We start from the raw sequence: 25838 nt of genomic DNA on the forward strand, positions 1-25838 counted from the left end.
GATTTCCCCCCCGACTTGGCCGCTAGCCTTTGCAAACGGTATGCGCGCTCAGAAACCGCAATCCGCTCGGCGGCGGACAAGCTGGGCCGCGAAAAACATTGTCAATTTACGGGGTTCCCGAGGGCATGTGCGAATTTCGCGACCTCTCCACACGTAATCCCACCGTGGCAAAATGCGGACCCGGTCCCGTACTCACGTGGCAAAATGGCCACCAATTCCGCTTTCCGTTTCATCCGGGAATATGGAATTAGCGCCCGCTGGTCGCACCCGATTTGGGAGGTGCAGCCAGCCACGCACGTGTGGCCGCCTCGATGGTGAGATTGTCCGCGTGCAGGTCGACCGGCGAGCTCGACCCCAAGATGGACTCGAGAGCGCGCTCGGCATATCCACGCACGATCGGGACGGGATGAACCATCTGCCGCGCAATCGATTGCGCGGCATCTCGGTAATGCATTTCACCGAGGAGGTGCATCGCCACGGCCTGCTCGTGCGGCTTACCCGATTCCAAAGTTGCGATGAGGGCATTTTGCGTCCAATCGGGATACAGCGCATGAAGGCGCCCTTCGTCGAAGCGCTTTCCGTAGAGCCGCTGGATGTCCGAAAGCAACGTCGCCACGCTTTTTTCGGTATGGCATAACGCGCATTCGAGGGGCCGATCGCGCTCCACCCGCACGGGATCGAGCGGTGAGCCGATGCGGTGATAACGGGTGAGCGTGCCATCGAGCGACATGTTCTTCTTGGGCATATGGCACGCGATGCAGCGCCCGCCCTCGCCATTGGGGTCGTGCTTCGCGTGCGCGCGCAAGGCATCGCGTGATTCCAACTTGGCATGGCACGAGGTGCACATGGCGTTGCCCGAGTGCGCGGTATCGAGCTCGCGCGTGCGACCGCCGCTCTCCCGCGTGTGCGGCTCGTGGCAGGGCACGCACGAGACGCGGCACGCTCCGAGAAGCATATCGCGCGCCTCGCCGCTGTTGATGTTGCTGCCACCTGGGCCATTCACGGCTCGGCGTTGTCGGGTGCCGCCCTCCCAGGTGTGCGCGTAGCCGGAAAAAAGCACCTGATGGCAACGCGCGCAGGTGCGATTGACGAGTTCTTCGCGGCTCGGCGGCCCGCCCGGTTTTGCAATGCGAAGAAAGGAGGCGCGCGGTTCGAAGGTGGGGTGCACGCGCGGGTTCGACACGTGCTCCTTGGAGCCGCCGTGGCACGACTCGCAGCCGATGCCCACCTCGATCAAATGGCGCTCACCGAAGTTCTCCCGCGTAGCCACCACCGCGCGGGCCGCGGCCTGCGGCGGTGCCAGATCGTCCCATGATTCACCGGACGCAGCGCTGCGTTGAAAGTCGGGCGCCGCGAGCGGCGCACCTCCGTGAAGGAAGTCGACCTCCTTCGCGAGCGCGCGGCGAAAGGCTGCGTCGTCGGTGACCACGAAGTTCCAGCGCTTCTCTTTGGGGAGCAGCGGATCGACCACCTCGCCTTGGTAGCCACGCGCCGCCGGCCCCGCGATCGCACCGAGGAAGCTCGAAAGGTACGGCGCGGTGTTGTGGCAGAAAATGCAGGTCTTTTGCCAGACCGGCCCCGCGCGCAGACCATCGCGCTCGGGCAGCATCACGGAATAACCTTTGTAGCGAAGCTCTTTGCGCTTGTAGACGTACGAGACGGGAAGCACGAGCTCTTCGCCGGAGGTGCCCGGCTCGCCGGGCCCGACTTTCAACGCAGAGGGGCGGCTCACATCCACGCCGGCGAAGTCCTCGCGGTAGTGTCCGCCGATGACCTTGGTCACACGGTACTTGTGATCTCCATAACGCGGCGACGCGATCGAGACGAAGCGCTCGCCCCCGACGCGATCGAGACGGGCCGTATCCTCTTTGAACCGAAATACGGTGCCATCGAACGGTGCCAAGATGCGCGCGTCCTTGGCCGGGCGGGTCATCTGATGCATCGCGGAGGCCTGCCACGCTGCGTGGATGTCCGCATGGCAGGGCTCGCAGGCCGCACTTCCCGCGTAATCGTCACGCGTCACATTGCTCGCGACGGAATGCCCCTGCCCCGCGGCGTGCGCGGGCACCCGCGATTCCGCGGCAGGCCGGCACGTGGTGGAGGCGAGCCCGCACAAGGCTGAAAGGCAAAGAAGCGCGGTCCAGAAACGCATTGGAGATCCACGCTAACGCAACATTCTATGGGCCGTCCTCGTCCAAAACTTCGTTGCGGTCGAGCAGATCTTTTTTCGCGGTCGCACGTTTCAAAGCCGAAAGTCGAAGGAGCGTGTCATGCCTGTGCCCCAGTGGTTACGGAGAGGGTCGTCTTTTGCCAAAAATACGTTCGGGCGCTCGACGCGAGCCCGCCGCGGATTGGCCGCGTGCGCGGTCGTGCTTGCCGCCGGCGGTTTGGTGCTCTTCCGCGCGCCCCATGGTGTGGGTGCGGCCCCCAGCATCCCCCGAATCGTCCCGCCGGTCCTGACGGAGACGGAGCTTCCGAAGCTGCCCGTCTCCACCCCGACGGGTAGCAACTCGGCCACCTTTTCGGGGCCGGGTGCGCATGGATCCATTGCCCTGAGCCATTCGAAGGCGCTCGCGGATGCGCGCCAGACGCTGTACGGCGAGCTGCTGGTCCGCGCCGACAAGGAGGATCGAAAGGGCGTGCACGCGCCGCTGTCGATGGCCGTGGTGCTCGATACCTCGGGTTCGATGAGCGGCGACAAGATCGAGCAGGCGAAGGAGTCGGTCATCAAGTTGATCCGCCAGATGGACGACGCCGACGAGCTCGCGGTCGTCCGCTACTCGGACGAAGCCTCGACGGTGGTGCCGCTCGGACGCGTGAGCGAGGTGCGCGCGACGGCCATCGCGCGGGTGAAGAACCTCGACGCGGACGGCGGCACGGCAATCCCGCGCGGCCTGTCGCTCGGCCTCAGCCAAGTGGGTTCGCGCTCGAGTGAACGCGTGCGGCGCATCATCCTGGTCAGCGACGGTCTCGATTCGACCCGTGCGCAAGCCGAACGGCTCGCGGCGAACAGCTTCGAACGCGGCATCGTCGTGTCGTCGTTGGGCATCGGTTTGGACTTCGACGAGGGCTACATGTCGAGCGTGGCCAGCCGCGGACACGGCAACTTTGGCTTCGTGAAAGACGCCCCCGCCCTCGCGACGTTCTTGAAGCGCGAGCTCGACGAAACCGCGAAGACCGTGGTGGAAAACGCCACCGTGCGCGTCACCCTTCCGCAGGGCGTCACGTTCCAGCGCGCCTCGGGCGCCGACGCACGCACGCTCGGCCATGGCGAAATCGAGCTCAAACTGGGTTCCCTTTTCGCGGGCGACGAGCGCCGCGTCGTGCTCGAAATGGAGAGCAATGGGGCAGAGGCGAGCGATGCGATGAAGTTCCTCACGCATGCAGCTTGGGATCGCGTCGGTGGCGAACACGCCGACGTCGACGTGGCGCCGCTCACCGTCGTGGCCACGAACGACCCCGCCGAGGTGGAAAAAGGGCGCGATCCCACGGTGCTTGCGAGCGCAGCCAGCGTGACGGCCTCGCGCCGTCAGATGGAGGCCGCCGAGGCGTACAACCGCGGCGACGTGCGCAAGGCCGAGGCGCTGGTGGACGAGAGCATCGTCCACCTGCAAGCGGCGGCCACCGCGGCCCCGGCCCCTGTTGCTGCCGCGCTGGCGGGCCAGGTGGACTCGTACGCGCGCGCCAAGAAGGGATTCCAAAGCTTTGCGCCGTCCAGCATCGAGGCCAAAGAGCTGTCCAAGAGCGTCGTGCAAGACGAGGCCCGCAACATGGCACGAAAGGCTCATTGAACCATGAAGAAGGCGCTCTTTCTCGGCCTGGCCGCGATCACCTTCGCGTCGGCGCCGCTCGCGGAACGATTGGGCCACGTGGGAGGTTCACTCCTGCTGGTGGCCATGGGCGTCCTTCTCGCCTGGGCGGCCAGCGAGAGTGCAAACGCGATGGCCGCCGGCTTCGGCGCCATCGGAGCCTTCGGCGGCTCCGTGCTCGGCACCGTCTCGCCGGCCATCGGTGCGGCCGTGCTCACGGCCCTCGTGTACGCCGAGCGAACGTCGCGCGTGCGTGAATCCGGCGCGCGCGTGATCCACGTCGGCGGAGCGCTTCTCGGTGGTGCGCTCGCGGGGACGGTCTCGGCGGCGTATGCCACTGCGCACCTCGAGGTGCGGGCGGTGGCCATCGTCGTGGCCGCGGTTCTCGTCTTGTTGCCATTGCTCATCGAGGCCGACGATCCCACCGCGCACGCGCTCGAAGCGTGGTCGCGCGATCTCTCCGCAGTCGCTCCGATCGCCACCGCCGACGTCCTTCGCCGCGGCGCCGAGCTTCGGCGCACGGCGGGCGATGCGCCGCTCGAGCGCGATGCCGCGCGGCGCGTTTCGCAGACGTGGCGCTCGTTGCTACGGCTCGCCGAAGCTCGCGGCCGCCTTCAACGAAACGCGCCCTCGGCGGATGACAAAGACACCACGAAGGCTGCCGTGGTCGAGATGCTCGATCATCGAATTTCCGAACACGTGGCCGCGCTCACCCGAGCCTATACCGCGGTCGATACGGTGCATGCCGCTACCGTTGGGCTGGACGATGCCGCGCTCCGCGGAGTCGATACGGTTGGCGAGTCGCTGGAAGAGGCCAGCCAGGCGCTCGTGGAGGTGCGTGAAGGCGTCACGAAACCGTGAGAAAATAAGCGGATATCAGGGGATATTCACCTTCATAAAGCCATAAACATGACATTTTTGTAGTTGCATAATATCGTCGCCCCCGAGCTACACTCCCCATGAGGTCGCTCAAGCAGTTTCATACCAGGCTCGGGGTTCATCATCCCCCTCGTGGAGGAACATGCGACTACGTTCCCTTGCTTCCACTGTTTCGTCGTTCGCGCTGCTGTTAACAGGTCTCGCCTACTCCACGCCCGCTGCCGCCCAGGCCAAAGGCTTCGCACTCGATCGGTTCGACCCGTCGGAGCGCGGCAGCGAATGGTTCGTCCTCGACACCCTCGACATGAGGGGGAAGGTCCGACCGGCCTTCGGCGTCGTGGGGGACTGGGGGTACAAGCCCCTGGCGGTGTACGACAAGGCCAATGACGACAAGGAGATCGGTTCCATCGTCGAGAACCAGTTCTTCGTGCACGTCGGAGGATCACTCGCCTTGGCCGAGCGCATTCGTCTTGGCGTCAATCTACCCATCGCCGCCTACCAAAATGGCGACAGGATCACGTCGAACGGACGCACGTTCACCCCGCCGGAGTCGGCCCTGGGCGATCTGCGCCTCAGCGCCGACCTGCGACTTTTCGGGCGCTACGGCGGGCCGATCACGGCAGCCCTCGGTGCCTCCGTGTACCTGCCTACGGGTGATCAGGAGAACTACACGAGCGACGGAAAGATCCGTGTGCAGCCGCACGTCAACGTGGCTGGCGACATCGGCCTCTTCGCGTACGCCGTGAAGGCCGGCTTCAACTACCGCCCGCTCGATGACGAGTTCGTGCAGGGAAAGAGGCTCGGAAGCGAGCTTTTCGGCGCGGTGTCGGCCGGTCTTCGATTGGCCAACAAGAAGCTCCTCATCGGTCCCGAGCTCTATGGCAGCACGGTGGTCACCGACGAGAAGTCGTTCTTCAAGAAGCGGACGACGCCCGCGGAGGTCATGCTCGGCCTGCACTACACGGCCGGTGACTTCCGATTCGGCGCCGGCGTCGGCACCGGCGTGTTCGCCGGCTCGCGCGGGTGGGGCTCTCCGCAGGTTCGCGGGTTGCTGAACATCGAGTGGATGCCCGCCTACACCGAAGACTCCGACGGAGATGGTGTGCCGGACAGCGAGGATGCGTGTCCGACGCAGCCCGGCGTGAAGACGAACGATCCCAAGACCAACGGCTGCCCGCCCGTGGTTGCCCCGGCCGATCGCGACGGCGATGGCATCGTGGACAGTGAGGACGCATGCCCTGACGTCCCCGGCGTGAAGACGAACGATCCCAAGACCAACGGCTGCCCGGCCGACAAGGACGGCGACGGTGTCTACGATCGGGACGACGCCTGCATCGACGTACCTGGCGTGAAGACGAACGATCCCAAGACCAACGGTTGCCCGCCCGACAAGGACGGCGACGGCGTCTACGACAAGGATGACGCGTGCGTCGACGTGCCCGGCGTGAAGACCAGCGATCCCAAGACCAACGGCTGCCCGCCCGATCGTGACAAGGACGGCATCGTCGACAACTTGGACGCGTGCCCGGATCAACCCGGCCCCTCGGATCCCGATCCGAAGAAGAACGGTTGCCCCGCCGCGCGCATCGAAGCGGGTCAGATCAAGATCATCCAGCAGGTGAAGTTCAAGACGAACAGCGCGACGATCGTCGAAAGCGACGCCATTCTGAACGCGGTCTTGGCCATCCTGAAGGAGCACGCGGAGATCAAGAAGATCCGCGTGGAAGGCCACTCCGACAACACCGGCAAGGCTGCCTACAACAAGACCCTGAGTCAGAAGCGCGCGGCCTCGGTAGCCAAATGGCTCACCGATCACGGCATCGACAAGAAGCGCGTGATCGCGAAGGGCTGGGGCCAGGAGAAGCCGATCGACACGAACAACACGGAAGAAGGCCGCGCGAACAATCGCCGCGTCGAATTCCACATCGAGGAGACCCCGGAAGCACCCGCGAAGGCTGAGAAGGCGCCCAAGGCGCCGAAGAAGAAGAAGTAATTCGCGCGGTTGTGTTAAAGTCCACTTCGGCTTCATTGGAAGCCGGAGTGGACTTTTCTCTTTAACCCCCGTTTGCCTTCTCGCGCGCTGGCGCGGGGAGCAGAACCACTTCGAGTAGGGAGGTAACGATGTCTTCTCGTTGGATCGCGCTTTCTGCCGCCTTCGCCGTGGCGGCAGCTTCGTTCACGATGTCCACGCCGGCACGCGCCGCGGTGTGTTCCACGGATGCCGAATGCACGGGAACACCGAGCACGCCGCACTGCAACGCCGGTGTCTGCTCGCAGTGTTCAAATGACAGCCACTGCGGTGGGACGACGAGTCGGACGCCAAAGTGCCTCACCGCGTACGGGATCTGCGGCTGCACGCAGGACGCCGAGTGCGGGAACGAGACATCGGGACGGGTATGCACGCGCCCCTCCCCTGCCGAGGGCTCGGCGCCCTACTGCAGAGCAGGTTGCGTGAACGACGGCGCAGGTGGACGCAATGGCTGTCCCGAGGTCGGCGGCGCGGCATGCATCGGCGCGGCTGGTGAAATTGGGCAATGCCGGCATAGCTGCCTCAATGTTCCGCTGCTCTGCTCGGGCGCCGGGCCTCGCAGCAAGTGCGAGGTGCTCGGGGCCGAGTTCGCACGTTGCGTGGAGTGCCAGACCAACGCCGACTGTTCGACCGGCGCGCCCGTCTGCGACACAGGAACGCAGACGTGCGTGCAATGCAGGGCGAACAACGATTGTGCGACGAACCAGAATGGCCCCATCTGCCGAGGCGGGGCGAGCTCGCAAGCGAGCTGCGGATGCAACTCCGATGCAGATTGCGGCGCGGGCCGCGTTTGCCAAGACACCGTCAAAGTTTGTTTGCCCGGTTGCCGCGGCAACAGCCCGAACGCGTGCCCGCCCGGCAGCGTGTGCAACGCGAGCGGCGGTGGCACCGGCCAGTGCGTGCCGGGCACCGATGGCGGTGTGGACGCGGGCGATGCCGGAAATGACGGCGGCGCGGGGGACGGTAGCGTCAGCGACGGCAGCACCGGCGACGGTAGCGTCGAAGATGGAAGCACCGGCGATGGCAGCGTCGAGGACGGAAGCACCGGCGACGGCAGCGTCGAGGATGGCAGCACGGGCGATGGCAGCACCGGTGACGGCAGCACGGGCGACGGCGGCGCCGATGCGGCCGACGGTAGCATTCGTGCCGACGCCGGCGACGGTGGCGATGGGGGCAGCGGCGGCAACGATGCGGGCGGCAACGACAACGACGGCAATTACATGACGTCGCTCGAAGGTGGCGGCTGCGACTGCTCGGTGGTGCCGTCGGAAGACTCGCTACCGATTGGCGGCCTGCTCGCAGTGGGCGGGTTCTTCGCCTTCTTCACGCGACGCCGCACGCGCAACGCGAAGAAAGACGAGGGCACCCAGCAGCGGTAGCTCGGCGCGCTATCGCGCTATAATGAGCGTATGGGTGACCCGGTGCGGAAAATCGCAACCTACGAGGATATCCTCGCACTCCCGGAAGGGATGACTGGGGAGATCCTCGGAGGCGTGCTGTACACGCAACCGAGACCGCGAGCGAGGCACGCGCGCTCCGGTTCGCGACTGCAGACCATTCTTGGCGGCCCATTCGACATAGGCGATGGCGGCCCCGGCGGATGGATCATCTTGTCCGAGCCCGAGCTTCATGCGCCCAGTGGCGAGATTGTCGTACCCGATACGGTAGGATGGCGGCGGGAGCATATGCCGGAGCTTCCCGACGCAGCCTACATCGATGTCTGCCCGGACTGGGTTTGCGAGCTGCTTTCCCCTTCTACCGCCGTCAAAGACCGCGAGAAGAAGATGCCCTTCTATTTGAGATGGGGCGTGCACCATATCTGGTTGATCGATCCTGGCCTACACACGCTCGAGGTATATCGCGCGGAGCACGAGCGGTGGATGCTCCTCGGCACCTGGTCCGAGGACGCCGTCGTTCGCGCCGAGCCCTTCGACTCCATCGAACTCAAGCTCGAGCGACTTTGGGAGCGCTAGCTCACCCGTAGCCCGCTAGAGGCAGGGCAGAATCGTTTCGCCTTTCGGCGTCATGATGATGCGGCGCTCGAGCCATTCGCGGTGCTGGCGCTCGTCGTCGAGGTAGCGCGCGAGAAGCAGGCGGAGCGGTTGCACGTAGGATCCCGTGCTGGCACGCGCGTAGACGTCGTTCGTCTCCTGCTCGTTGCTGCACATGGCGCCGAGCACGGCATCGTCGCCCATGAAGCCGCCGATGACGACTTTGCCCTTGGCGACGATGCGGCGCAAATCGGCATGATCGACTGGGCGGCCGCCGTTTTGCCGCACGAAAACCGAGAGCTTGTCGATGTGCCGCCGATGATCCTCGACGAAACGCCGCAATGTCCTCCGGTCCTCGTCCACGGAAAGGCGCGGAATGGCCGCCTCGTACGCTTCGATCGCGTCGTAGTCGGCCACAATCAGCCGATTCAGCGTGACGACGAGCTCCGTGTCGGTGGTGGGTACGACCATGTGCAGCACCCTGGTGCCGCTCACGCGCCCGCGCAAGCCAAGCCGTAGCTCAGCCACGAAATCGACCCGATCGCTCCGCGCCTGCTCAGATCATCTGCGCGTTGATACCGGCTTCGACCGCTTCACCCACGGACTCCGACCGAACCTTGCGAACCTTCTCGCCCGTCGGGGGATCGAACGGCGCGCGGCCAATCTGCTTGCTGCCCACGCTGGGGACCACGATCGAAAGGAAATACTGCCGGAAAACCCACCACCAGAAATTCGATTCCCGCAATTCCGGGTGAATCTGGTCCTTGATCTTCGCATACGCCGCGGGCAGCTCGCTCCAATGCGTGCTCGCGCTCTCGTGGTGTGCGGTGTGGAGACCGTTGTTGAAGAGCAGGAAGTTCAGGAGCCAGCCATCGAACGTGCGCGAGTGGTTGTGCGCCGACCAAGGATCGGTGTGAACGTGCTGCCCGTAGTTGAAGAACGTCAGCGTCCAGAGCGAGAACAACGCAGGGCCGCCCAACGTGCACAGCCAAACGTAAAGGCCGGTCTTCAAACCGTGCATCATGCACGCAACGCTGATTGCGGTGGCATGGCCGCCGAAGAAGACGACGTACTGCGTGACAATTTGTCGATACAGCTTCGGGTTGTTCTTCTTGGCCTTCTTGATGAACTCACCAATCGGGAACGATTGGTAATACGACGTCACGAAGAAGTACGTGATGGCGACCAAGGCGTTGTTGCGGTTCGTGTGACGCCAGGTGATCGTCGCGTCGCCCACTTTGTTCACGTACTTGTGGTGATTCAAGTTGTGCGTGGGGATCCACACGAAGGTGGGATAGCCGTAGAAGAACGAGATCCAATTCGAGAAGATCGAATTGACACGCTTGCTCGAGAACGTCGGCACATGGTTGTGGTTGTGCGCGATGACACCGGCCGCCACGGCGAAATAAACGCTGACCCACCACATTTTGGGAATCAGCTCGGGGTTTCGATATTGGACCAGTGCCACCACGGGCATGGCCAAAACCCAGAGAATCGTGCGATAGTCGGCGGAGTTACGCGGTAGCATCCAAACCTCGGTTAAGTTCGCGCGGAGCATAGCCTCTTCGGCCACGCATGGCGAGGACGCGCGCGTCACGAGATCATCACGCCAAAGTGGCAACGTGAGAGCGAAATGAATTTCGCAGTACGCTACTTTTCCCAGTCGTCGAAGTGAATCTCGACGGCGCCCGCGTTGCTCGAGGGCACGCCACCGGCAATGGAATTCGGCGGCGGCGAAAATCCGAGGGGCGCGAAGATGGACAGCTCGCGCTCACCCATGCCTGCGAGATGTGCGATGAGGTCTTCTTTCTTCACGTAAACCTCCTCGCGCCGGCCCGCGTCGTTCTCCATCTTGAGTGAGAGCTCGCGCGGGTTGGGGCTGCGCCGCGAGATCTCCGCGACCATGGGGCCGAGGAATCGCACCACGCGCTCGATGAGCATGATGGCGAGATCGTTCTCGAAGACGTCCTCCCCCTCGAGCTTGAGCGCCAGGAGCTTCTCGCGCTGCTCCAACATGGGATCCACGGCCGCGCGGAGGCTTTGCCAGAGACGCGACAGGTGCATCTTGTCGCCGGTGTCGACGGGCGCGGGCAGTGCCTCGGGGCCCTCCTCGGAAGGGTGGCTTACTTCGGCGGCGAGCTCGCTGCCATCGCGGCGCATGGTGAAGACGAGTGCATCGCGTTCGTGAATCTTGCGGCGAAGGCGTATCTCTGCCGTCGAATCGGTGAGGTCGAAGCTGCTCACGAGGTACTCGTCGACCTGCACGAGCTCGGGCTGCGAGGATCGGCGAAAGAGGCTCTTTCGCACGCCGACCATGAGGTTTACCCCCTGGGCGAAATCGCCCACACGCCGAGGCTGCTGCCACTTCGCATCGGCTTTGGATGCGCCCAGCTCGTAGAAGGAAACGATGCCGTCGGGGTTGGTCAGCACGCACGACATGACGTAGCGCCCGTCCCACCGCGTCTTGATGACGGCATCGAGAATGGGCAGGCGCCCCGTGGTGAGGAAGCCCTCGAGCGCGAGCCGAATTTCACCGCGCCGGCGTTCGACCTCGGCACGCACCTGAGCCTGCTCGCGGTCGTTGGCCGCGGTGGTGGTGCGGCGTGCATCGTCGAGAAGCCGAACGGCATGCTCGACGACTTGAAGCGCGTACTCCGCGGTCTGCCGTTGGGTCGCGCGGCGTGCGCTCTCCTGGATGCCGGCAATCACCGATTCATGAAAGGTCTCGAGCTCGTCGAGGGATTTGACGCGTGCCGCTGCCGCTGCGGCCGTCGTACTCTCCAGGTTGCGCGCCTCGGATTCGAGCTTGACCACCTTGGTGGCCGCCGCCATGAACCTCTCGAGCGTAGCGAGAAAGTTGAACGTGTGGGGGAACGGAGCCGAATCGCCGTAGAGATACCTCATGAGTGACCCCTGCGAGAGACCGTATCATGCCGCCGCGTTGCGGCTAACCATGTCGAACTCGAGGCCATGAAATGAAAGACGTTCGCGCGGCAAACCTAACCGATGTTCGTTGGCTCTCCGATGAAGGAGCAAAGGATTCTTCCGTTCGCATCATCGACGTGCGCTGGTACCTCCAAGGCAAAGACGGGCGCGAGGAATACGGGCGCGGGCATATTCCCGGTGCGGTGTTCGTGGCGTTGGAAGACATCACCGCGGACGAAGGTCCGGGACGCCATCCCATTCCCAGCGCCGAGAAGTTCGCCGAGGCGATGCGCGCGGCCGGCGTCTCGAACGGAACGCACGTCGTCGCGTACGACGATGCGGGCGGTTCGATTGCCGCGCGGCTGCTGTGGCTTCTGCGACGATTCGGTCACACGAAGGCGTCGGTGCTCGATGGCGGGCTTGCCGCGTGGACGGCGGCGGGGCATTCGCTGACCACCGAGGTGCCATCCATCGCGCGCGGTGACTTCGAAGCGAAGCCCGATCCGCGCATCGTGTCCGTGAACAAGTCGCACGTGGACGCGGCGCGTGAGCGTGGGGATTCGCTCATTCTGGATGCCCGCGCGGCCGAGCGTTACCGCGGCGACCTCGAGCCGATCGATGCGCGCCCCGGGCACATTCCGGGCGCGAAGAGCGCGCCGTGGTCGCTCAACGTGCGCGACGGTCGCTTCCGCAGCAATGCGGAATTGCGATCGCACTACGAGGCATTGGGCGCGGACCGCGCAAAAGAGATCATCGTGTATTGCGGCTCCGGCGTCACCGCATGCCACGATTGGCTTGCGCTCGAATTGGCGGGATTCGATCGGGTGAAGCTCTACGAAGGAAGCTGGAGCGACTGGGCCCGCGACCCGAGCTTGCCGGCGCAAAAGGGCGACGGCTGAAGCACCGTCGAGTCCGCTGGGATATGTCACTTGCACACTGCAAGTGACATATCTACATCGGGTTTCTCCACAGGAAGCGCATATCCTGTGGATAACTAGTGTGGAGAATTGCCACGCATGGACTTACTTGAAGCGTATTAATCAACGAAAATCGCAACCGGAGTGGAAAAAGCTACTCAGCGGCACTGCGTAGGGGGCGGACTCCAGCTGCAGGAGCTGTCGTCGTAGCAGTGGCCAACGCCGCTCGCGTCGCGGCAGCACGCCTCCCCGCGGAATCCACATGCAAATTCGCACGTCCGTGTAGATGGGTGGCATCGCGCGCCGGAGTCGGCATCGCATGACCAATCGCAGCAGGGCTGGCCAAGCTGCCCGCAGGTCGGATCAGGGTCTTCCGCCGCCGTAGCCTGAGCACCCGGCGTGGGGCTCTCGTGCGACGGCTCCTCGCTGCGCAGCGAGTCGCTCGCGCGATCCTCCGGTGCTGCACCCGACTCGCCCGAACTACACGCGACGGTCCCGGCGACGCCGATGAGGATCAGCGTCGCGGTCCATTTGAATCCATGTTGCATCTCGACCTCCTTGCTCTCCTTCGAATTGGGAGCAAGGAGGTCCATCCATCACACGCGCCGTCGATTGGCGCGATGGGCTTAGTTCTTCGTCGCGAGAAGCTGCCGCAGCACGAACGGGAGGATGCCGCCGTGTTGGTAGTAGTGGATCTCTTGCGGCGTATCGATGCGCACCGTGGCGACGAACTCGCGGACGATGCCGTCGGCGCGCTTGGCCTTCACGGTGAGCTCGCGGCCGTTCGCGAAGCCCGTGGCCAATAGGGCGGCGAGGCCGTCGATGTCGAAGACCTCTTCGCCGGTGAGGCCGAGGGACTGCGCGCTGTCGCCTGCGCCGAACTGCAGCGGCAGGATGCCCATGCCCACCAGGTTGCTGCGGTGGATGCGCTCGTAGCTCTCGGCAATGACCGCGCGAACGCCGAGGAGCTTCGGCCCCTTGGCGGCCCAGTCACGCGAGGAGCCCGACCCGTATTCCTTGCCCGCGAGGACGATGAGCGGGGTGCCCTCTTTCTGGTAGCGCACCGAGGCATCGTAGATGCTCATCGGCTCGCCGTCGGGCAGGTGACGCGTCACGCCGCCTTCGGTGCCGGGCGCCAATTGATTGCGCAGACGGATGTTCGCGAAGGTGCCGCGCACCATGACCTCGTGGTTGCCGCGGCGGGCGCCGTACGAGTTGAAGTCCTTCGGGGCGACGCCGTGCTCGATGAGGTACTTGCCCGCAGGGCCATCCTTGCGGATGCTGCCGGCGGGGGAGATGTGGTCCGTCGTGATGCTGTCGCCGAGGAGCGCCAGCACGCGCGCGCCGCGGATGTCGATCACCGGTGCCGGCTTCTCCGGCAGGTCGACGAAGTACGGCGGGTGCTTCACGTAGGTCGACTTGTCGTCCCAGCCATAGAGATCACCCTCGGGGATCTTGAGGCCCTGCCAATGCTCGTCGCCGGCGAAGACCTCGGCGTACACCTTCTGGAACGATCCCGACTTCACGGCGCCGAGCACCGTGTCCTGAATCTCCTTCTGCGACGGCCAGATGTCCGCGAGGAACACCGGCTTGCCCTGCAGATCTTCGCCGATGGGCTCGTGCGTCAGGTCGATGTCCATGCGGCCGGCCAAGGCGTAGGCCACGACGAGGGGCGGCGATGCGAGGTAGTTCGCGCGGACCTCCGGGTGCACGCGGCCCTCGAAGTTGCGGTTGCCGCTGAGGACCGCCGCCACCATGAGATTCCCCTCCTCGATGGCCTTGGAGACCGGAGGCGGGAGCGGACCGCTGTTGCCGATGCACGTGGTGCAGCCGTAGCCGACGACGTTGAAGCGCAGCTTCTCCAGGTACGGAAGCAAACCGGCCTGCGTCAGGTATTCGGTGACGACCTTGGAGCCTGGCGCGAGGCTCGACTTGACCCACGGCTGCACGGTGAGGCCGCGTTCGACGGCCTTTTTCGCGAGCAGACCCGCGGCCATGAGCACCGACGGGTTCGAGGTGTTCGTGCAGCTCGTGATGGCCGCGATGACCACCGCGCCGTGCTGCAGCTCCTGCACCGCCTGCTCGATTTCCGTCTTGCTCTCGGGCGGCAAGGGAATGGCCGGTTCGGTGGCCGAGACCTTCGCACCGACCGCGGCACCACCGCCACCTTCCGTCTTGAGCGCGGCCATCTGCTTGTCCGGCACCGTCGGCTGCGTGCGGGCGAGCATGACCTTGAGCGCGTCGTCGAACGACTTTTTGGCGTCGCTCAGGCGCACGCGATCCTGCGGGCGCGTGGGGCCGGCGAGGCTGGCTTCCACCGTGCGCAAGTCGAGCTCCAACGTGTCCGTGTACTGCGCGGCGGGGGTGTCCTTCGTGTGAAAGAGCCCCTGCTCCTTGGTGTACGCCTCGACGAGCGCGATGAGCGACTCGGGGCGGCCCGAGAGGCGCAGGTAGCGCAGCGTCTCTTCATCGACGGGGAAGATGCCGCAGGTGGCGCCGTACTCGGGCGCCATGTTGGCGATGGTCGCGCGATCGGCGAGCGGCAGTGCCGCCAGGCCTTCGCCGTAGAACTCGACGAACTTGCCGACGACGCCTTTGCGGCGGAGCATCTGCGTGACGGTGAGCACCAGGTCGGTCGCCGTCGTTCCCTCGGGCAGCTGGCCATGGAGGCGGAAGCCGATGACCTGCGGAATGAGCATCGACACGGGCTGGCCGAGCATCGCGGCTTCGGCCTCGATACCGCCGACGCCCCACCCGAGCACGCCCAGGCCGTTGATCATCGTGGTGTGCGAGTCGGTGCCGACGAGCGTATCCGGATAGGCCGCGGGGCGCTTGCTGCCGTCCTTGCCTACGTCCTTCGTGGTGAACACCACGCGGGCGAGGTACTCGAGGTTCACTTGGTGCACGATGCCGGTGTCCGGCGGCACCACGCGGAAGTTCGAGAACGCCGTCTGGCCCCAACGCAAAAACTGATAGCGCTCGTGGTTGCGATCGAACTCCAAGTCGGCATTCTGCTTGAGCGCCAGGTTCGTACCGAACGAGTCGACCTGCACGGAGTGGTCGATGACCAACTCGACGGCCTGGAGCGGGTTGATCTTCTTGGGATCGCCGCCCATCTTGCGCATGGCATCGCGCATGGCCGCGAGGTCGACGATGGCGGGAACGCCGGTGAAGTCCTGAAGGAGCACGCGGCTCGGGGTGAAGGCAATCTCCCGATTGGGTTCGGCCTTCGCCTTCCACGTGGCCAGCGCCTCGATGTCCTCGGCCCGGACGGCGATTCCATCTTCCGTGCGGAGCAGGTTCTCGAGGAGGATCTTGAGCGCGTACGGGAGCTGTTGCCACGACGGGAATTTCGCGTCGAGTGCGCTCAAACGGTAAATCGTGAATTCCTCGTCGTGGACCTTGAGTATCGATTGACTGCCAAAGCTGTTCGCTGACATCGCCTGCTCCTTCAAATCCGTAATTTGTAAGGTACGCTCCCGTGATTCGTTCTTAGGGCCACTTCGTGTCTTTGTCGGGTGGTGGCCCTGCGGAAATGACCATTGCGCGGCTTATGGAGAAACCATCTTCTCCGGGCGCACCTTTTCGTCGAACTCGGCGGCCGTGAGCAATTTCAGCTCGACCACGGCCTCGCGCAGCGTGGTTCCCTTTTGGTGCGCCAGCTTGGCAACCTTGGCGGCATTGTCGTAGCCGATATGCTGGTTGAGCGCGGTCACCAGCATGAGCGAATTGGACAGATGGCGCGCAATCGCCTCGCGGTTCGGTTCGATGCCAATCGCGCAATTGTCGTTGAAGCTATGGAGCGCATCGGAGATCAAACGGATCGATTCGAGCAAGTTGTGAATCATCACCGGCTTGAAGACGTTCAACTCGAAGTGCCCCTGGCTGCCCGCGAAGGCCACCGCGGCGTCGTTGCCGAAGACCTGCGTGCACACCATGGTCATGGCCTCGGCCTGCGTCGGATTGACCTTGCCCGGCATGATGCTGCTTCCCGGCTCGTTCTCGGGGATGCGGATCTCGCCGATGCCACAGCGCGGGCCGCTCGCGAGGAGGCGCACGTCGTTGGCGATCTTGAAGCATGCGACGGCCAGGTTGCGCGTGGCGGCACTGGCCGCGACAATCGCATCGTGGGCCGCGAGGCCCGCGAACTTGTTCGGCGCCGTACGGAACGGAAGGCCGGTCAGCGTCGCGATTTCCTGCGCAACAGTGACGGCGTAATCCGGGTGCGTGTTGAGGCCCGTACCGACCGCGCTCCCACCCAGGGCCAGTTCGAAGAGGCCATCCTCGGCGAGCGTGATGACCTTTTCGGCATACGCGAGTTGCGCGGCGTAACCCGAGAGCTCCTGCCCCAGGGTGAGCGGCGTGGCATCCATCAAGTGCGTACGGCCAATCTTGACGATGTCCGAGAAGGCCTTCGACTTGGCCTCCAACGTGGCGCGCAGCTTCTGCACGGCCGGTAGAAGTGTGTTGCGCACCTCCCACGCGGCGGCGACGTGCATCACCGTCGGAAAGACATCGTTCGACGACTGCGACTTGTTGACATCATCGTTTGGGTGAATGGGCTTCTTCGATCCAATGACGCCCCCCGCCAACTCGATGGCGCGGTTCGAGATAACCTCGTTGGCGTTCATGTTGGACTGGGTGCCGCTGCCCGTCTGCCAGACGACGAGCGGGAAGTGGTCATCGAACTTGCCGTCGATCACTTCATCGCAAGCCCGCACAATCAGTGATGTTTTCTCGTCATCGAGCTTTTTCAGCTTTCGATTGGCGAGCGCAGCGCCTTTCTTCACGATCCCGAAGGCGCGAATGACGGCGCGCGGAAATTTGTGTCCGCCGATCTTGAAGTTTTGCAAGGATCGCTGGGTTTGCGCGCCCCAGTAACGATCGGCCTGCACTTCGATGGGCCCCATGCTGTCGGTTTCGACGCGAACACCGCTGTCTTGCATGCTTTTCCTCCGATTGGCGCCCCGGACATACCACCGATGACGCGTGCGCGCATCCCGGCTAGTACGCGGGTGGTACGTGGGTGGTACGAGCAGGGTCCGAGGGCGGTGATGTGGGGTCCGCATAGCGGCGTCGGGGCCGCCTAAGCCGCGGCGTCTCGGCCGCTTCGCACACGCACCGACCTTGGTCGGCGGGGCGTCTTCGGCGACGACCGGGTGCCCGGAGATGCCGCTCCACGAGGGAGCGGTGGGCGTTTTCGGGCACCTTAAATGCCAGCGGGGCGTGATGGCTTGCACCACGCCCCGCGACGTTTTCGCACGTTCCGCCGCTCGCTCACTAATCTGGAGAGCGGGCGGGCAGCGGAGACACGCGAGGAAGATTAGATGGCGTTAGTTGCTCCCAGCCGCCTTGGCGCGGCGCTTGGCCCCTGTAGCCTGTCCCCCTTTGCGACCTGCAACACGTGCTTCTTCACTGTTGAAACGATGGGCGGTCCCTGCGCGCTGTGCGGCTTTTCCCCCGCGACTCGCAAGCTCGCTCACGAGTTTCGGATCCATCGCGGCAAATCCACGACGACGACGCGGCGGCTCGCCGTTCGTCTGCACCTCGGAAGACGGTGCGACGGCGGCTTCCGTCGTGGTGGTCGTGGTTTCGCGAGTGGCGTTGTCGTCGTCGTGAATCATGGGCAATGCTCCTCCTGAAGATGGCGTCCCCCCCTTTGCAGGGGATGCTCGACCGTAAGCAGAGACCGCGCCAGGTCCGTTCGAGAGCTGAAGAACGCCGAGATACCCCTGCTTTAGGCCGATTCTGGAGCGTGACCGTCCCGGAGCTGATGTGTAGCGTTTCGCCCCACGGGTCAAAATGCGTCAGCTTCGATTGCCCCAATGCGGCGTACGATCCCAACCGATTGAACGGGCTAACTAAGCGCTGGAAACTGCACGCAGTTCGAGCGTGTGCGACAGCAAGTGGGAAAATGACGCACACAGCCGAAGGCTAAAAGTCGACTTTGGCAGACCAGTCATGGAAAGCGAATGTTTCCCGACGGTTACCAATGGTTGTGGCAAATGGCCACAATATGCCCATGAGCTGGGTAACGGCTGACCCACCCCCTTCAGCTTTGCTGTCGCCAGCGGTGGGTCGAGTGACCAGCCCGAGCGACCAGGTCAAGCTTGGGGAATTGTAAGGTTGAGGGAGTTGCAGGGGGATGGCGTGGGGTGCACCGTAAGAGTGCCCCGACATGCTGCCGATTCTGACCCTCGACGAACGAATCTTCCGGTTCTGCTATGACGCAACTGGAGCGGGACAGCTGCTCCCCGTGATGATTGCGGCGTCCATCCTTGGGAGTGGCTGGACCATGTTTGCGCTGGTGCCGCTTCTTGCGCGGGTGAACACCCGAAAGTGGGCGCTCGCGCTGACGGTCACTTTGCTGGCCACCGCGGTGATGGTGTTTTCGCTCAAGGCGGCCGTGGGGCGGCCTCGACCAATCGTAGCTCTGGCGGGCGTGCACCCGCTGTATGGCGCACCGACGGACTTCTCTTTCCCAAGCGGGCACTCGGCTGGGTCGTTTGCAACGGCCGCGTTCGTTTCCACCGTGGCGTGGTTCCGGGCGCGGAGGGAGCCCGCGGTTGCGATGGCGATGTACGGGATTTCCGCGGCGATGATGACGTTGGCCGTCCTGATCGGCTACTCGCGCGTGTACCTGGGGGTGCACTTTCCCGGGGACGTGCTGATGGGCGCGGTACTCGGCGGTAGCTTGGGCGGCGTAGGGGGGTACGTCTACGCGACGAAGCTTGCGCGTGATGACGTGCCCGGTGCAGATTAGGAGGCAATGCATCCGGGGTTGAGAACCGTCATGGCCATCGTCGTCGCGCTCGCGACGTGGCTGGTGGCCGCCCCGGTTTTCGCAGCGACTGCGCAATCAGGCCCAGGCGAGCCGGCAGCGCCCTCGCGATCGGCCCCCCAGTGCGACCAGAGGGGGGCGACGACGTTCGCGCCGACGCCGACCTTGGACGCGCCCAATGCGTCGATTGATTTGGGCGAGGCCGACGATTGCGATTGCCTGCGGGTGCTCTGGAGCGCCTACGAGCAAGGGCGCGCGCCGATGCCCGAGTCGGGGGCAGCAGGGACGGAAGCGGTGCTGGCGCGAGGGGTACGCGTAAAAAAGGCGGCCTTCGTGCGGGTGGAAGCGGTGATTGCGGTCGAGGAGACCGAGCATCGCGGGGTACGCGTAGAGATCGAGCGGCCGCCTCGGTAACGCTTCGAGCACGAGCGCGTGCGCGATCACGAAGACGATCACGAACACGATCACGTGAGACGATCACGAACACGAGATCGGTGTCCGTGACCTTGTGAGCGCGCCTGTGCACGTGATCGTTTGCGTGATCGTGATCGTTCACGTGATCGTGATCGTGATCGTGCACGCGCACGCGCTCGTGCTCGAAGCGCCCCAACGCAAACTGGGCGAATCGCCGTCTCCGGCGATCCGCCCGTCACAGACTTCGTTGCAACTTGGAAAAGGAATGAATCATGGCAAAAGAGAGCAAGGATAAAGCGCCGGAGAGCAAGGCGCAGCCAGCCGCCCCCGAAGGCGGCGGCATGAACACGGGGGTCGCCGTCATCGGCTTCGTCCTGTGCTTCTTGGCGGGAGCGGCCCTCATGTGGGGCTACGACACGCACCGCTTCAAGAGTGGCGAAATCACCGCCGACAACTCGGCGGCCGGAGGAGCGTGGAGCGATTCCGATTCTCCCGTTCCGGTCGACAGCAAGGATCCGGTTTGGGGCAATCGCGCGGCCCCCGTCACCATCGTGGAGTTCTCCGACTTCCAGTGCCCGTACTGCGGACGCGTGGAGCCGACCATCGAGCAGATCAAGACCACGTACGGCCCGGACAAGGTCCGTATCGTTTGGAAGAACGAGCCTCTGCCCTTCCACCAGAATGCGAAGCCCTCGGCCGAAGCCGGCCAAGGCGTGTTCGAACTGAAAGGCAACGACGCGTTCTGGAAGTTCCACGACCTCGCGTTCAAGAATCAGCAGCAGCTCACCCAAGAGAACTACGAGAAGTGGGCGCAGCAGGCCGGCGTGACCGACATGGCCAAGTACAAGGCCGGTCTCTCGTCGCACAAGTGGGCCGACAAGGTCGAGAAGGACCACGCGATTGCCAAGCAGGTCGGCATCAACGGAACGCCGGGCTTCATGATCAACGGCGTCTCGCTCTCGGGCGCGCAGCCGTTCGAGAAGTTCAAGTCCGTCATCGATCAGGAGCTGCAGAAGGCCCAGGCGAAGATCGCGTCCGGCACCGCCAAGGACAAGGTCTACGTGGCGATGTCGCAGGAGAACAAGAAGGCTGCGCCTCCGCCGGCCGACGACGAAGACGAGAAGGAAGACAAGTCGATCTGGAAGCTGCCCGTCGGCAAGAGCCCCGTGCTCGGAAGCGACAAGGCGCTCGTCACGATCGTGGAGTTTTCCGACTTCCAGTGCCCCTACTGCAAGCGCGGTGAGGAGAGCCTGAAGAAGGTGCGCGAGACCTACGGTGACAAGGTTCGCATCGTGTGGAAGCACGAGCCGCTTCCGATGCACCCGCGCGCCGAGCCGGCCGCCGAGGTCGCGCTCGAGGCCCGCGCCCAGAAGGGCGACAAGGGCTTCTGGGATGCGCACGACAAGCTGTTCGAGTCGGCGCCGAAGCTCGAAGACGCCGACCTCGAGTCGGTGGCCAAGGACCTTGGCCTGAACGTCGACAAGGTCAAGTCGGCCATCAAGGAGCACAAGTACAAGAAGGAGATCGACGCCGATCAGGATCAGGCGGACGACTTCCAGGCCTCGGGCACCCCGCACTTCTTCATCAACGGCCGCCGCCTCGTGGGCGCGCAGCCCTTCGAGAAGTTCAAGGGCATGATCGACGAGGAGATCACCAAGGCGAACGCGCTGCTCGCCAAGGGCACGAAGCCGAACGAGGTCTACGACACGCTGGTGAAGGACGGCAAAGGCGTTCCCGAACCGGAGAAGAAGAACGTCGCGCTTCCGACCAACGCCCCGGTGAAGGGCAACCCGAGCGCGAAGGTGACGATCCTCGAGATCAGCGACTTCCAGTGCCCGTTCTGCAAGCGCGTGAACGATTCGGTGAAGGAAGTGATGAAGAACTACGGCGACAAGGTGAAGATCACCTGGCGCCACCTCCCGCTGCCGATGCACCCCGATGCACCGCTGGCTGCGCAGGCTGCCCAAGAGGCCTTCAAGCAGAAGGGCTCCGAGGCGTTCTGGAAGATGCACGACCTGCTCTTCGAGAACCAGGGCACCGAGGGCGGTCTGAAGCGCGAGGCGCTCGACAAGTACGCCCAGCAGATTGGCCTCGATATGGCGAAGTTCAAGTTGGCGCTCGACAACCAGGTCCACAAGGCCGAGGTCGACGCGGACATGAAGGTCGCCAACGACGCCGGCATCAACGGCACGCCGGCGTTCATCATCAACGGCTACTACGTGAACGGCGCCCAGCCGTACGCGAAGTTCCGTAAGGTGATCGACCGCGCCCTCGCCGAGGCGAAGTGAGTTAGAGCGCTCGCGGCTTCCCGTACACGTTCCCGTTCCCGTTCCCGTTCCCGATCTCTCGGGCTACGGGAATGGATCGGGGACGGGAACGGGAACGTGGACGTGGACGGGAAGAGAGAAGAAATTTCGTATGAAAGCTTTGCTTGGACTTTGCGCGACTCTGTTGCTTTTGCTCGGATGCGGGAGCGCGCCTTATCAAACTACGCAGCCTGCGCCGGCGAAGACCGATGCCCCGAAGGCGCCCGACGTGGAGGCCACGTCGCAGGTGAGCGAGAACGAGGGCCCCGTTCCGATTGGGCCGGACGATCCCGTGTGGGGCAGCCGTTGGGCGCCGGTCACGATCGTCGAGATTGGCGATTTTCAGTGCCCGTTTTGTGAGCGGGCCGAACACACCGTCGAGCAGTTGAAGGCCGACTACGGCAAGGACAAGCTCCGGGTCGTGTGGAAGAACTTTCCCCTGCCCTTTCATGCCGATGCGCAGGTGCTCGCCGAGGCGGGGCAAGGCGTTTTCGCGCTGGGCGGCAATGCCGCGTTTTGGAAGTTCCACGCCGTGGCGTTCGCGCGCATGAAGCAGCGCAACCCCGACGTGCGTGCAACGTCGGCCGAGCTCTCGTCGTGGGCGCAAGAGGCCGGCGTGGACGGAAAGAAGATCCTCGTCGGGCTCGACAAGCATACCTGGGGTGAGAAGGTCCGCCGCGACATGGACTTGATGGCCGAACTCAAGGTCAATGGCACCCCGGCCTTCTTCATCAACGGCGTTCTCGTTTCCGGCGCGCAGCCGAAAGAGTCGTTCACGAAGGTCATCGACGAAGAGATGATCAAGGCCGCCGCCCAGGCGAAGACCGGCACGGTGCGCGATCGCATTTACTTGGAGATGACCGCGGCCAATCGCAAGTATGCGAAAGACGCGGACGACGACGAACGAGACGATCCGTCGGCCGACAAGACGATTTTCAAGGTGCCGCTGGCCGCGAGCCCGACCTTGGGACCGGCGAATGCACCGGTGACCATCGTCGAGTTCAGCGACTTCGAGTGCCCCTTCTGCAAGCGCGCCGAGGATACGGTCAAAGCAATCACGGAGAAGTACCCGAAGGACGTGCGCATCGTTTGGAAGAACAACCCGCTGCCCTTCCACAAGCGCGCCATGCCGGCGGCGGAGCTCGCGGTGGAGGCGCAGACCCAAAAGGGTGTACGCGGTTTCTGGGCGGCGCACGACAAGCTGTTCGAAAAGGCGCCGGCGCTGGACGAGGCGGATTTGCTGGCCATTGCCAGCGACGTGAAGCTCGATGCGAGCAAGGTAAAGTCCGCTTTCGCGTCGCACCGGCACAAGGCGAAGATCGAAGCGGACCAATTCTTGGCCGACGATTTGGGCGCAACGGGAACGCCGACCTTCTTCGTCAATGGGCGGCGGGTCGTCGGGGCGCAGCCGATCGAGGTGTTCGACAAGGTCATCGAGCAGGAGCTGCAGCGAGCACGTGATCTTCTCGCGAAGGGAACGGCGCCGGCAAAGCTTTACGAGGCCTTGGTCAAAGACGGAAAGAGTGCGCCGGAGCCGGAGAAGAAAACCGTGCCCCCGTCGAAGGATGCACCGACGCGCGGAAATGCGGCGGCCAAGGTCACCATCGTGGAGTTCTCGGACTTCCAGTGCCCCTTCTGCCAGCGTGTGACGGGCACCGTCGAACAGATCATGAAGGACTACGACGGACGCGTAAAGCTGGTGTTCCGTCACCTGCCCCTTCCTTTCCACAAGGATGCCCATCTCGCAGCGGAGGCGGCGACGGAAGCCTATCGGCAAAAAGGAAGCGCAGGCTTCTTCAAGATGCATGATTTGCTATTTGCCAATCAGACGCAGCTCGATCGCGCTTCGCTCGAAGGGTATGCCGGCCAGGTGGGATTGGACGTGGCGAAGTTCGGGCAATCGCTCGATGCGCACACCCATGGTGCGGACGTGGATGCCGATGCCAAGGTGGCCACCGAATCGGGCATCAACGGAACACCGGCGTTCCTCATCAATGGGTATTACCTGTCGGGCGCCCAGCCGTATCGGAGCTTCAAACGCCTCGTGGAGCGCGCCCTCGCCGAGGCGGGGAAGCCCGCCGCCGCCGGAAAAGCGCGTTGACTCGTTGGCTCGGTGCCTCGTGCGCCGCCCTGGCGCTCGCCATCGCCCCACGCGATGCGAGCGCCCTGGAACGGGAGCACCATTTGGGACTGGGAGGCGGCGTTTCCATCCTCAAGGTGGACGACAAGAGCACGCACTCCATCGGGCCGATTTTCACGCTGCACTACACGTATCAAATCACGGACGCGTTTCGCTTCATCAGCGAGGCCTCGTCGGCCATCGTGGCCAAGGAGGAGACGCCCGCGCCGGACGTGCCACGCACGCGACCCACGGGCGTGGATACGCTGGGTGTCGGCGTGGGCTACGTGCTCGATGTCCTGCAAAAGTGGGCGCCCTACGGCGGTGTGATGGCCAGTGGCTCGGCGCTCACGGGCGGTACGTTGGACAAGACGCTTTTCACTTTCGGAATCCAGTTGGCCGTAGGAGTCGATTACATGGTTACTCCCCATTTTGCGCTCGGCGTTGCCATTCGGCAGCATCTCTTGCTCACCGAAATGAAGCAGTATCCCTCTTACTATTCGGGCTTTCTCCGGGCCGAAATCGTGTGGGGCCGATGAAACCGCGCATCGCCATGGTCGCAGCCGCGGTGGTCGCACTCGCGGGCGCGCGGGAAGCGCACGCGTTCGAGCGGCAGCATCACCTGGGGTTCGGCGGCGGATTCAGCCTTCTCAAGGCGGAGAATACGTCGCTCGCGCCGGGGGGCGGGGGCGCGCTCCATTACAGTTATGGGCTGAAAGACAACCTCAATTTGCTCGTCGAGGGGGGAACGTCGGTGCTGTCGATTCCGGCGACCGAAGGCTTCGCCGGGGCCTCGGGGAGCCGCACGCTCCTCCTGTCGCACGCCGCCGCGGGCATCGGCTACAGCTTCGATGTCGTGCAATGGGTCCCTTACGTCGGTCTTCTCGGCGGCGGGTACCTCGTTCATGGCCCGGCGAGCGACGGGGTCGTGGGGGCCGCAGGCGCGCAGGCTGCCCTGGGCATCGATTACCAAGTCTCGCGCAGCTTCTCCGTCGGGTTGGCCCTGCGGCAGCACTTTCTCCTGTCGAAGATCTCGACCTACCCGAGCTACACGACCGCGTTCCTGCGCGCCGAATACGTGTGGGGCTGGTAACCCCCGCTCCATCGACTAATCGACGGCGAAGGTCACCTCGAAGGCTCCCCTAAATCCATTTGCGGAGAGGAGAGAGGGAACCGCCAAGACGCCAAGAACGCCAAGGGTTGGGGATGACGCTCCTCGGGGCTTCAGCCACATCCATCCATCTTGGCGTCCTTGGCGTCTTGGCGGTTTTCCTCTTCTGTTCGAGGGCCACGGGCGTCGGCGAGCGTTTGACGCTGTGCAGCGCGTCGAGCACGGGCATCATGTCGGCGCAAAGCGGCGAGAAATTTCTGTGCGCGTGATCACTTTTTTCTCGTGCCGCCAACTTAGAATAAATAAATCGTCCTTGATTTCGAGGTGAAGGACCTTCTCTGCCACGGGTGTCGTCATCGGATCACCTGGCGCAGGAACGTTGGCCGCGACGTCCATACGCGCCATGTGCGACCACACCGCGGTGATGAGCAGAAACGAAATCATCACCATCATCAGATCGATCATTGGGATTGGCTCGATGTCTACGATGACATTTCGACGCACCCCACCGCGATGCCCCAGGTCGAGACCTGCCATGATTCACCTCCGATCATTTG

General features: G+C 64.1%; 22 protein-coding genes. 12 read left to right on the forward strand and 10 right to left on the reverse strand.

Features of this window, described 5'->3' with window-relative positions; translation table 11 throughout:
* Positions 1 to 247: 247 nt before the first annotated feature.
* Positions 248 to 2152 (reverse strand): hypothetical protein, encoded by a 1905-nt coding sequence (locus LZC95_41140; GenBank protein WXA92842.1) that lies wholly within the window; start codon positions 2150 to 2152, stop codon positions 248 to 250.
* A 118-nt stretch (positions 2153 to 2270) separates the two neighbouring features.
* Here LZC95_41140 and LZC95_41145 point away from each other — a divergent pair, with 118 nt between their 5' ends.
* From LZC95_41145 to LZC95_41155, 3 genes are all read left to right on the forward strand, one after another.
* Positions 2271 to 3791, forward strand: coding sequence for a VWA domain-containing protein (locus LZC95_41145; GenBank protein ID WXA92843.1), 1521 nt, complete (start codon positions 2271 to 2273; stop codon positions 3789 to 3791).
* Positions 3792 to 3794: 3 nt separating this feature from the next.
* Positions 3795 to 4670 (forward strand): hypothetical protein, encoded by an 876-nt coding sequence (locus tag LZC95_41150; protein ID WXA92844.1) that lies wholly within the window; start codon positions 3795 to 3797, stop codon positions 4668 to 4670.
* A 160-nt stretch (positions 4671 to 4830) separates the two neighbouring features.
* Entirely contained in the window at positions 4831 to 6681 is a 1851-nt protein-coding gene (locus LZC95_41155) for an OmpA family protein (GenBank protein ID WXA92845.1), read from the forward strand.
* A gap of 61 nt (positions 6682 to 6742) precedes the next feature.
* Here LZC95_41155 and LZC95_41160 read toward each other — a convergent pair whose 3' ends face one another.
* Positions 6743 to 7090, reverse strand: a complete 348-nt coding sequence (locus LZC95_41160) for a hypothetical protein (GenBank protein WXA92846.1) — start codon at positions 7088 to 7090, stop codon at positions 6743 to 6745.
* Between the two features lie 49 nt (positions 7091 to 7139).
* On the opposite strand from LZC95_41160, the gene LZC95_41165 reads away from it, so the two are divergent.
* Together LZC95_41165 and LZC95_41170 are read left to right on the forward strand one after the other, a co-directional pair.
* Positions 7140 to 8096, forward strand: coding sequence for an MYXO-CTERM sorting domain-containing protein (locus LZC95_41165; GenBank protein WXA92847.1), 957 nt, complete (start codon positions 7140 to 7142; stop codon positions 8094 to 8096).
* Between the two features lie 30 nt (positions 8097 to 8126).
* On the forward strand, positions 8127 to 8690 hold the full coding sequence (locus tag LZC95_41170) for a Uma2 family endonuclease (protein WXA92848.1): 564 nt from the start codon (positions 8127 to 8129) through the stop codon (positions 8688 to 8690).
* Between the two features lie 15 nt (positions 8691 to 8705).
* On the opposite strand, the gene LZC95_41175 is transcribed toward LZC95_41170, so the two are convergent.
* From LZC95_41175 to LZC95_41185, 3 genes are all read right to left on the reverse strand, one after another.
* Positions 8706 to 9236 (reverse strand): PA2169 family four-helix-bundle protein, encoded by a 531-nt coding sequence (locus LZC95_41175; protein ID WXA92849.1) that lies wholly within the window; start codon positions 9234 to 9236, stop codon positions 8706 to 8708.
* Between the two features lie 28 nt (positions 9237 to 9264).
* Positions 9265 to 10236, reverse strand: a complete 972-nt coding sequence (locus LZC95_41180) for a fatty acid desaturase (protein WXA92850.1) — start codon at positions 10234 to 10236, stop codon at positions 9265 to 9267.
* 122 nt (positions 10237 to 10358) lie between these two features.
* A complete protein-coding gene (locus LZC95_41185) occupies positions 10359 to 11612 on the reverse strand; it encodes a hypothetical protein (protein ID WXA92851.1) in 1254 nt (417 codons plus the stop codon).
* A 71-nt stretch (positions 11613 to 11683) separates the two neighbouring features.
* Here LZC95_41185 and LZC95_41190 point away from each other — a divergent pair, with 71 nt between their 5' ends.
* Positions 11684 to 12532: a sulfurtransferase gene (locus LZC95_41190; protein WXA92852.1), complete on the forward strand. Its 849-nt coding sequence runs from the start codon at positions 11684 to 11686 to the stop codon at positions 12530 to 12532.
* A gap of 176 nt (positions 12533 to 12708) precedes the next feature.
* Here the strand turns inward: LZC95_41190 and LZC95_41195 are convergent, their stop codons facing one another.
* The 4 genes from LZC95_41195 to LZC95_41210 form a co-directional block, all read right to left on the reverse strand.
* The gene (locus LZC95_41195) at positions 12709 to 13098 is read right to left on the reverse strand and encodes a hypothetical protein (GenBank protein WXA92853.1); all 390 of its coding nucleotides are present in this window, start codon (positions 13096 to 13098) and stop codon (positions 12709 to 12711) included.
* A gap of 78 nt (positions 13099 to 13176) precedes the next feature.
* The gene (acnA, locus tag LZC95_41200) at positions 13177 to 15990 is read right to left on the reverse strand and encodes an aconitate hydratase AcnA (protein WXA92854.1); all 2814 of its coding nucleotides are present in this window, start codon (positions 15988 to 15990) and stop codon (positions 13177 to 13179) included.
* Between the two features lie 111 nt (positions 15991 to 16101).
* Positions 16102 to 17496 (reverse strand): class II fumarate hydratase, encoded by a 1395-nt coding sequence (gene fumC, locus LZC95_41205; protein WXA92855.1) that lies wholly within the window; start codon positions 17494 to 17496, stop codon positions 16102 to 16104.
* A 387-nt stretch (positions 17497 to 17883) separates the two neighbouring features.
* Entirely contained in the window at positions 17884 to 18174 is a 291-nt protein-coding gene (locus LZC95_41210; protein ID WXA92856.1) for a hypothetical protein, read from the reverse strand.
* A gap of 554 nt (positions 18175 to 18728) precedes the next feature.
* Between LZC95_41210 and LZC95_41215 the strand changes: the two genes are divergently transcribed.
* The 6 genes from LZC95_41215 (at position 18729) to LZC95_41240 (ending at position 25263) form a co-directional block, all read left to right on the forward strand.
* Positions 18729 to 19313 (forward strand): phosphatase PAP2 family protein, encoded by a 585-nt coding sequence (locus LZC95_41215; protein WXA92857.1) that lies wholly within the window; start codon positions 18729 to 18731, stop codon positions 19311 to 19313.
* A 30-nt stretch (positions 19314 to 19343) separates the two neighbouring features.
* The gene (locus LZC95_41220) at positions 19344 to 19745 is read left to right on the forward strand and encodes a hypothetical protein (protein ID WXA92858.1); all 402 of its coding nucleotides are present in this window, start codon (positions 19344 to 19346) and stop codon (positions 19743 to 19745) included.
* Positions 19746 to 20017: 272 nt separating this feature from the next.
* Positions 20018 to 22033 carry a thioredoxin domain-containing protein gene (locus tag LZC95_41225; GenBank protein WXA92859.1) on the forward strand — a complete coding sequence of 672 codons (2016 nt, stop codon included), beginning with the start codon at positions 20018 to 20020 and terminating at the stop codon, positions 22031 to 22033.
* 130 nt (positions 22034 to 22163) lie between these two features.
* On the forward strand, positions 22164 to 24152 hold the full coding sequence (locus LZC95_41230; protein ID WXA92860.1) for a thioredoxin domain-containing protein: 1989 nt from the start codon (positions 22164 to 22166) through the stop codon (positions 24150 to 24152).
* Positions 24149 to 24709 carry a porin family protein gene (locus LZC95_41235; GenBank protein WXA92861.1) on the forward strand — a complete coding sequence of 187 codons (561 nt, stop codon included), beginning with the start codon at positions 24149 to 24151 and terminating at the stop codon, positions 24707 to 24709. The genes LZC95_41230 and LZC95_41235 overlap by 4 nt, the downstream gene beginning before the upstream one ends.
* Positions 24706 to 25263: a hypothetical protein gene (locus LZC95_41240; GenBank protein ID WXA92862.1), complete on the forward strand. Its 558-nt coding sequence runs from the start codon at positions 24706 to 24708 to the stop codon at positions 25261 to 25263. Before LZC95_41235 ends, LZC95_41240 begins: the two co-directional genes overlap by 4 nt.
* Before the next feature lie 246 nt (positions 25264 to 25509).
* Here the strand turns inward: LZC95_41240 and LZC95_41245 are convergent, their stop codons facing one another.
* A complete protein-coding gene (locus tag LZC95_41245; protein WXA92863.1) occupies positions 25510 to 25818 on the reverse strand; it encodes a biopolymer transporter ExbD in 309 nt (102 codons plus the stop codon).
* Between the last annotated feature and the right edge of the window lie 20 nt (positions 25819 to 25838).

The sequence above is a fragment of the Sorangiineae bacterium MSr12523 genome, assembly GCA_037157775.1.
Taxonomy (GTDB): domain Bacteria; phylum Myxococcota_A; class Polyangia; order Polyangiales; family Polyangiaceae; genus Pendulispora; species Pendulispora brunnea.

Coding starts and splice junctions, on each gene's coding strand:
- LZC95_41140 (WXA92842.1), bottom strand. CDS start 2,152: ATGCGTTTCTGGACCGCGCTTCTTTGCCTTTCAGCCTTGTGCGGGCTC.
- LZC95_41145 (WXA92843.1), top strand. CDS start 2,271: ATGCCTGTGCCCCAGTGGTTACGGAGAGGGTCGTCTTTTGCCAAAAAT.
- LZC95_41150 (WXA92844.1), top strand. CDS start 3,795: ATGAAGAAGGCGCTCTTTCTCGGCCTGGCCGCGATCACCTTCGCGTCG.
- LZC95_41155 (WXA92845.1), top strand. CDS start 4,831: ATGCGACTACGTTCCCTTGCTTCCACTGTTTCGTCGTTCGCGCTGCTG.
- LZC95_41170 (WXA92848.1), top strand. CDS start 8,127: ATGGGTGACCCGGTGCGGAAAATCGCAACCTACGAGGATATCCTCGCA.
- LZC95_41180 (WXA92850.1), bottom strand. CDS start 10,236: ATGCTACCGCGTAACTCCGCCGACTATCGCACGATTCTCTGGGTTTTG.
- LZC95_41185 (WXA92851.1), bottom strand. CDS start 11,612: ATGAGGTATCTCTACGGCGATTCGGCTCCGTTCCCCCACACGTTCAAC.
- LZC95_41190 (WXA92852.1), top strand. CDS start 11,684: ATGAAAGACGTTCGCGCGGCAAACCTAACCGATGTTCGTTGGCTCTCC.
- LZC95_41195 (WXA92853.1), bottom strand. CDS start 13,098: ATGCAACATGGATTCAAATGGACCGCGACGCTGATCCTCATCGGCGTC.
- acnA (WXA92854.1), bottom strand. CDS start 15,990: ATGTCAGCGAACAGCTTTGGCAGTCAATCGATACTCAAGGTCCACGAC.
- fumC (WXA92855.1), bottom strand. CDS start 17,496: ATGCAAGACAGCGGTGTTCGCGTCGAAACCGACAGCATGGGGCCCATC.
- LZC95_41210 (WXA92856.1), bottom strand. CDS start 18,174: ATGATTCACGACGACGACAACGCCACTCGCGAAACCACGACCACCACG.
- LZC95_41215 (WXA92857.1), top strand. CDS start 18,729: ATGCTGCCGATTCTGACCCTCGACGAACGAATCTTCCGGTTCTGCTAT.
- LZC95_41220 (WXA92858.1), top strand. CDS start 19,344: ATGGCCATCGTCGTCGCGCTCGCGACGTGGCTGGTGGCCGCCCCGGTT.
- LZC95_41225 (WXA92859.1), top strand. CDS start 20,018: ATGGCAAAAGAGAGCAAGGATAAAGCGCCGGAGAGCAAGGCGCAGCCA.
- LZC95_41230 (WXA92860.1), top strand. CDS start 22,164: ATGAAAGCTTTGCTTGGACTTTGCGCGACTCTGTTGCTTTTGCTCGGA.
- LZC95_41240 (WXA92862.1), top strand. CDS start 24,706: ATGAAACCGCGCATCGCCATGGTCGCAGCCGCGGTGGTCGCACTCGCG.
- LZC95_41245 (WXA92863.1), bottom strand. CDS start 25,818: ATGGCAGGTCTCGACCTGGGGCATCGCGGTGGGGTGCGTCGAAATGTC.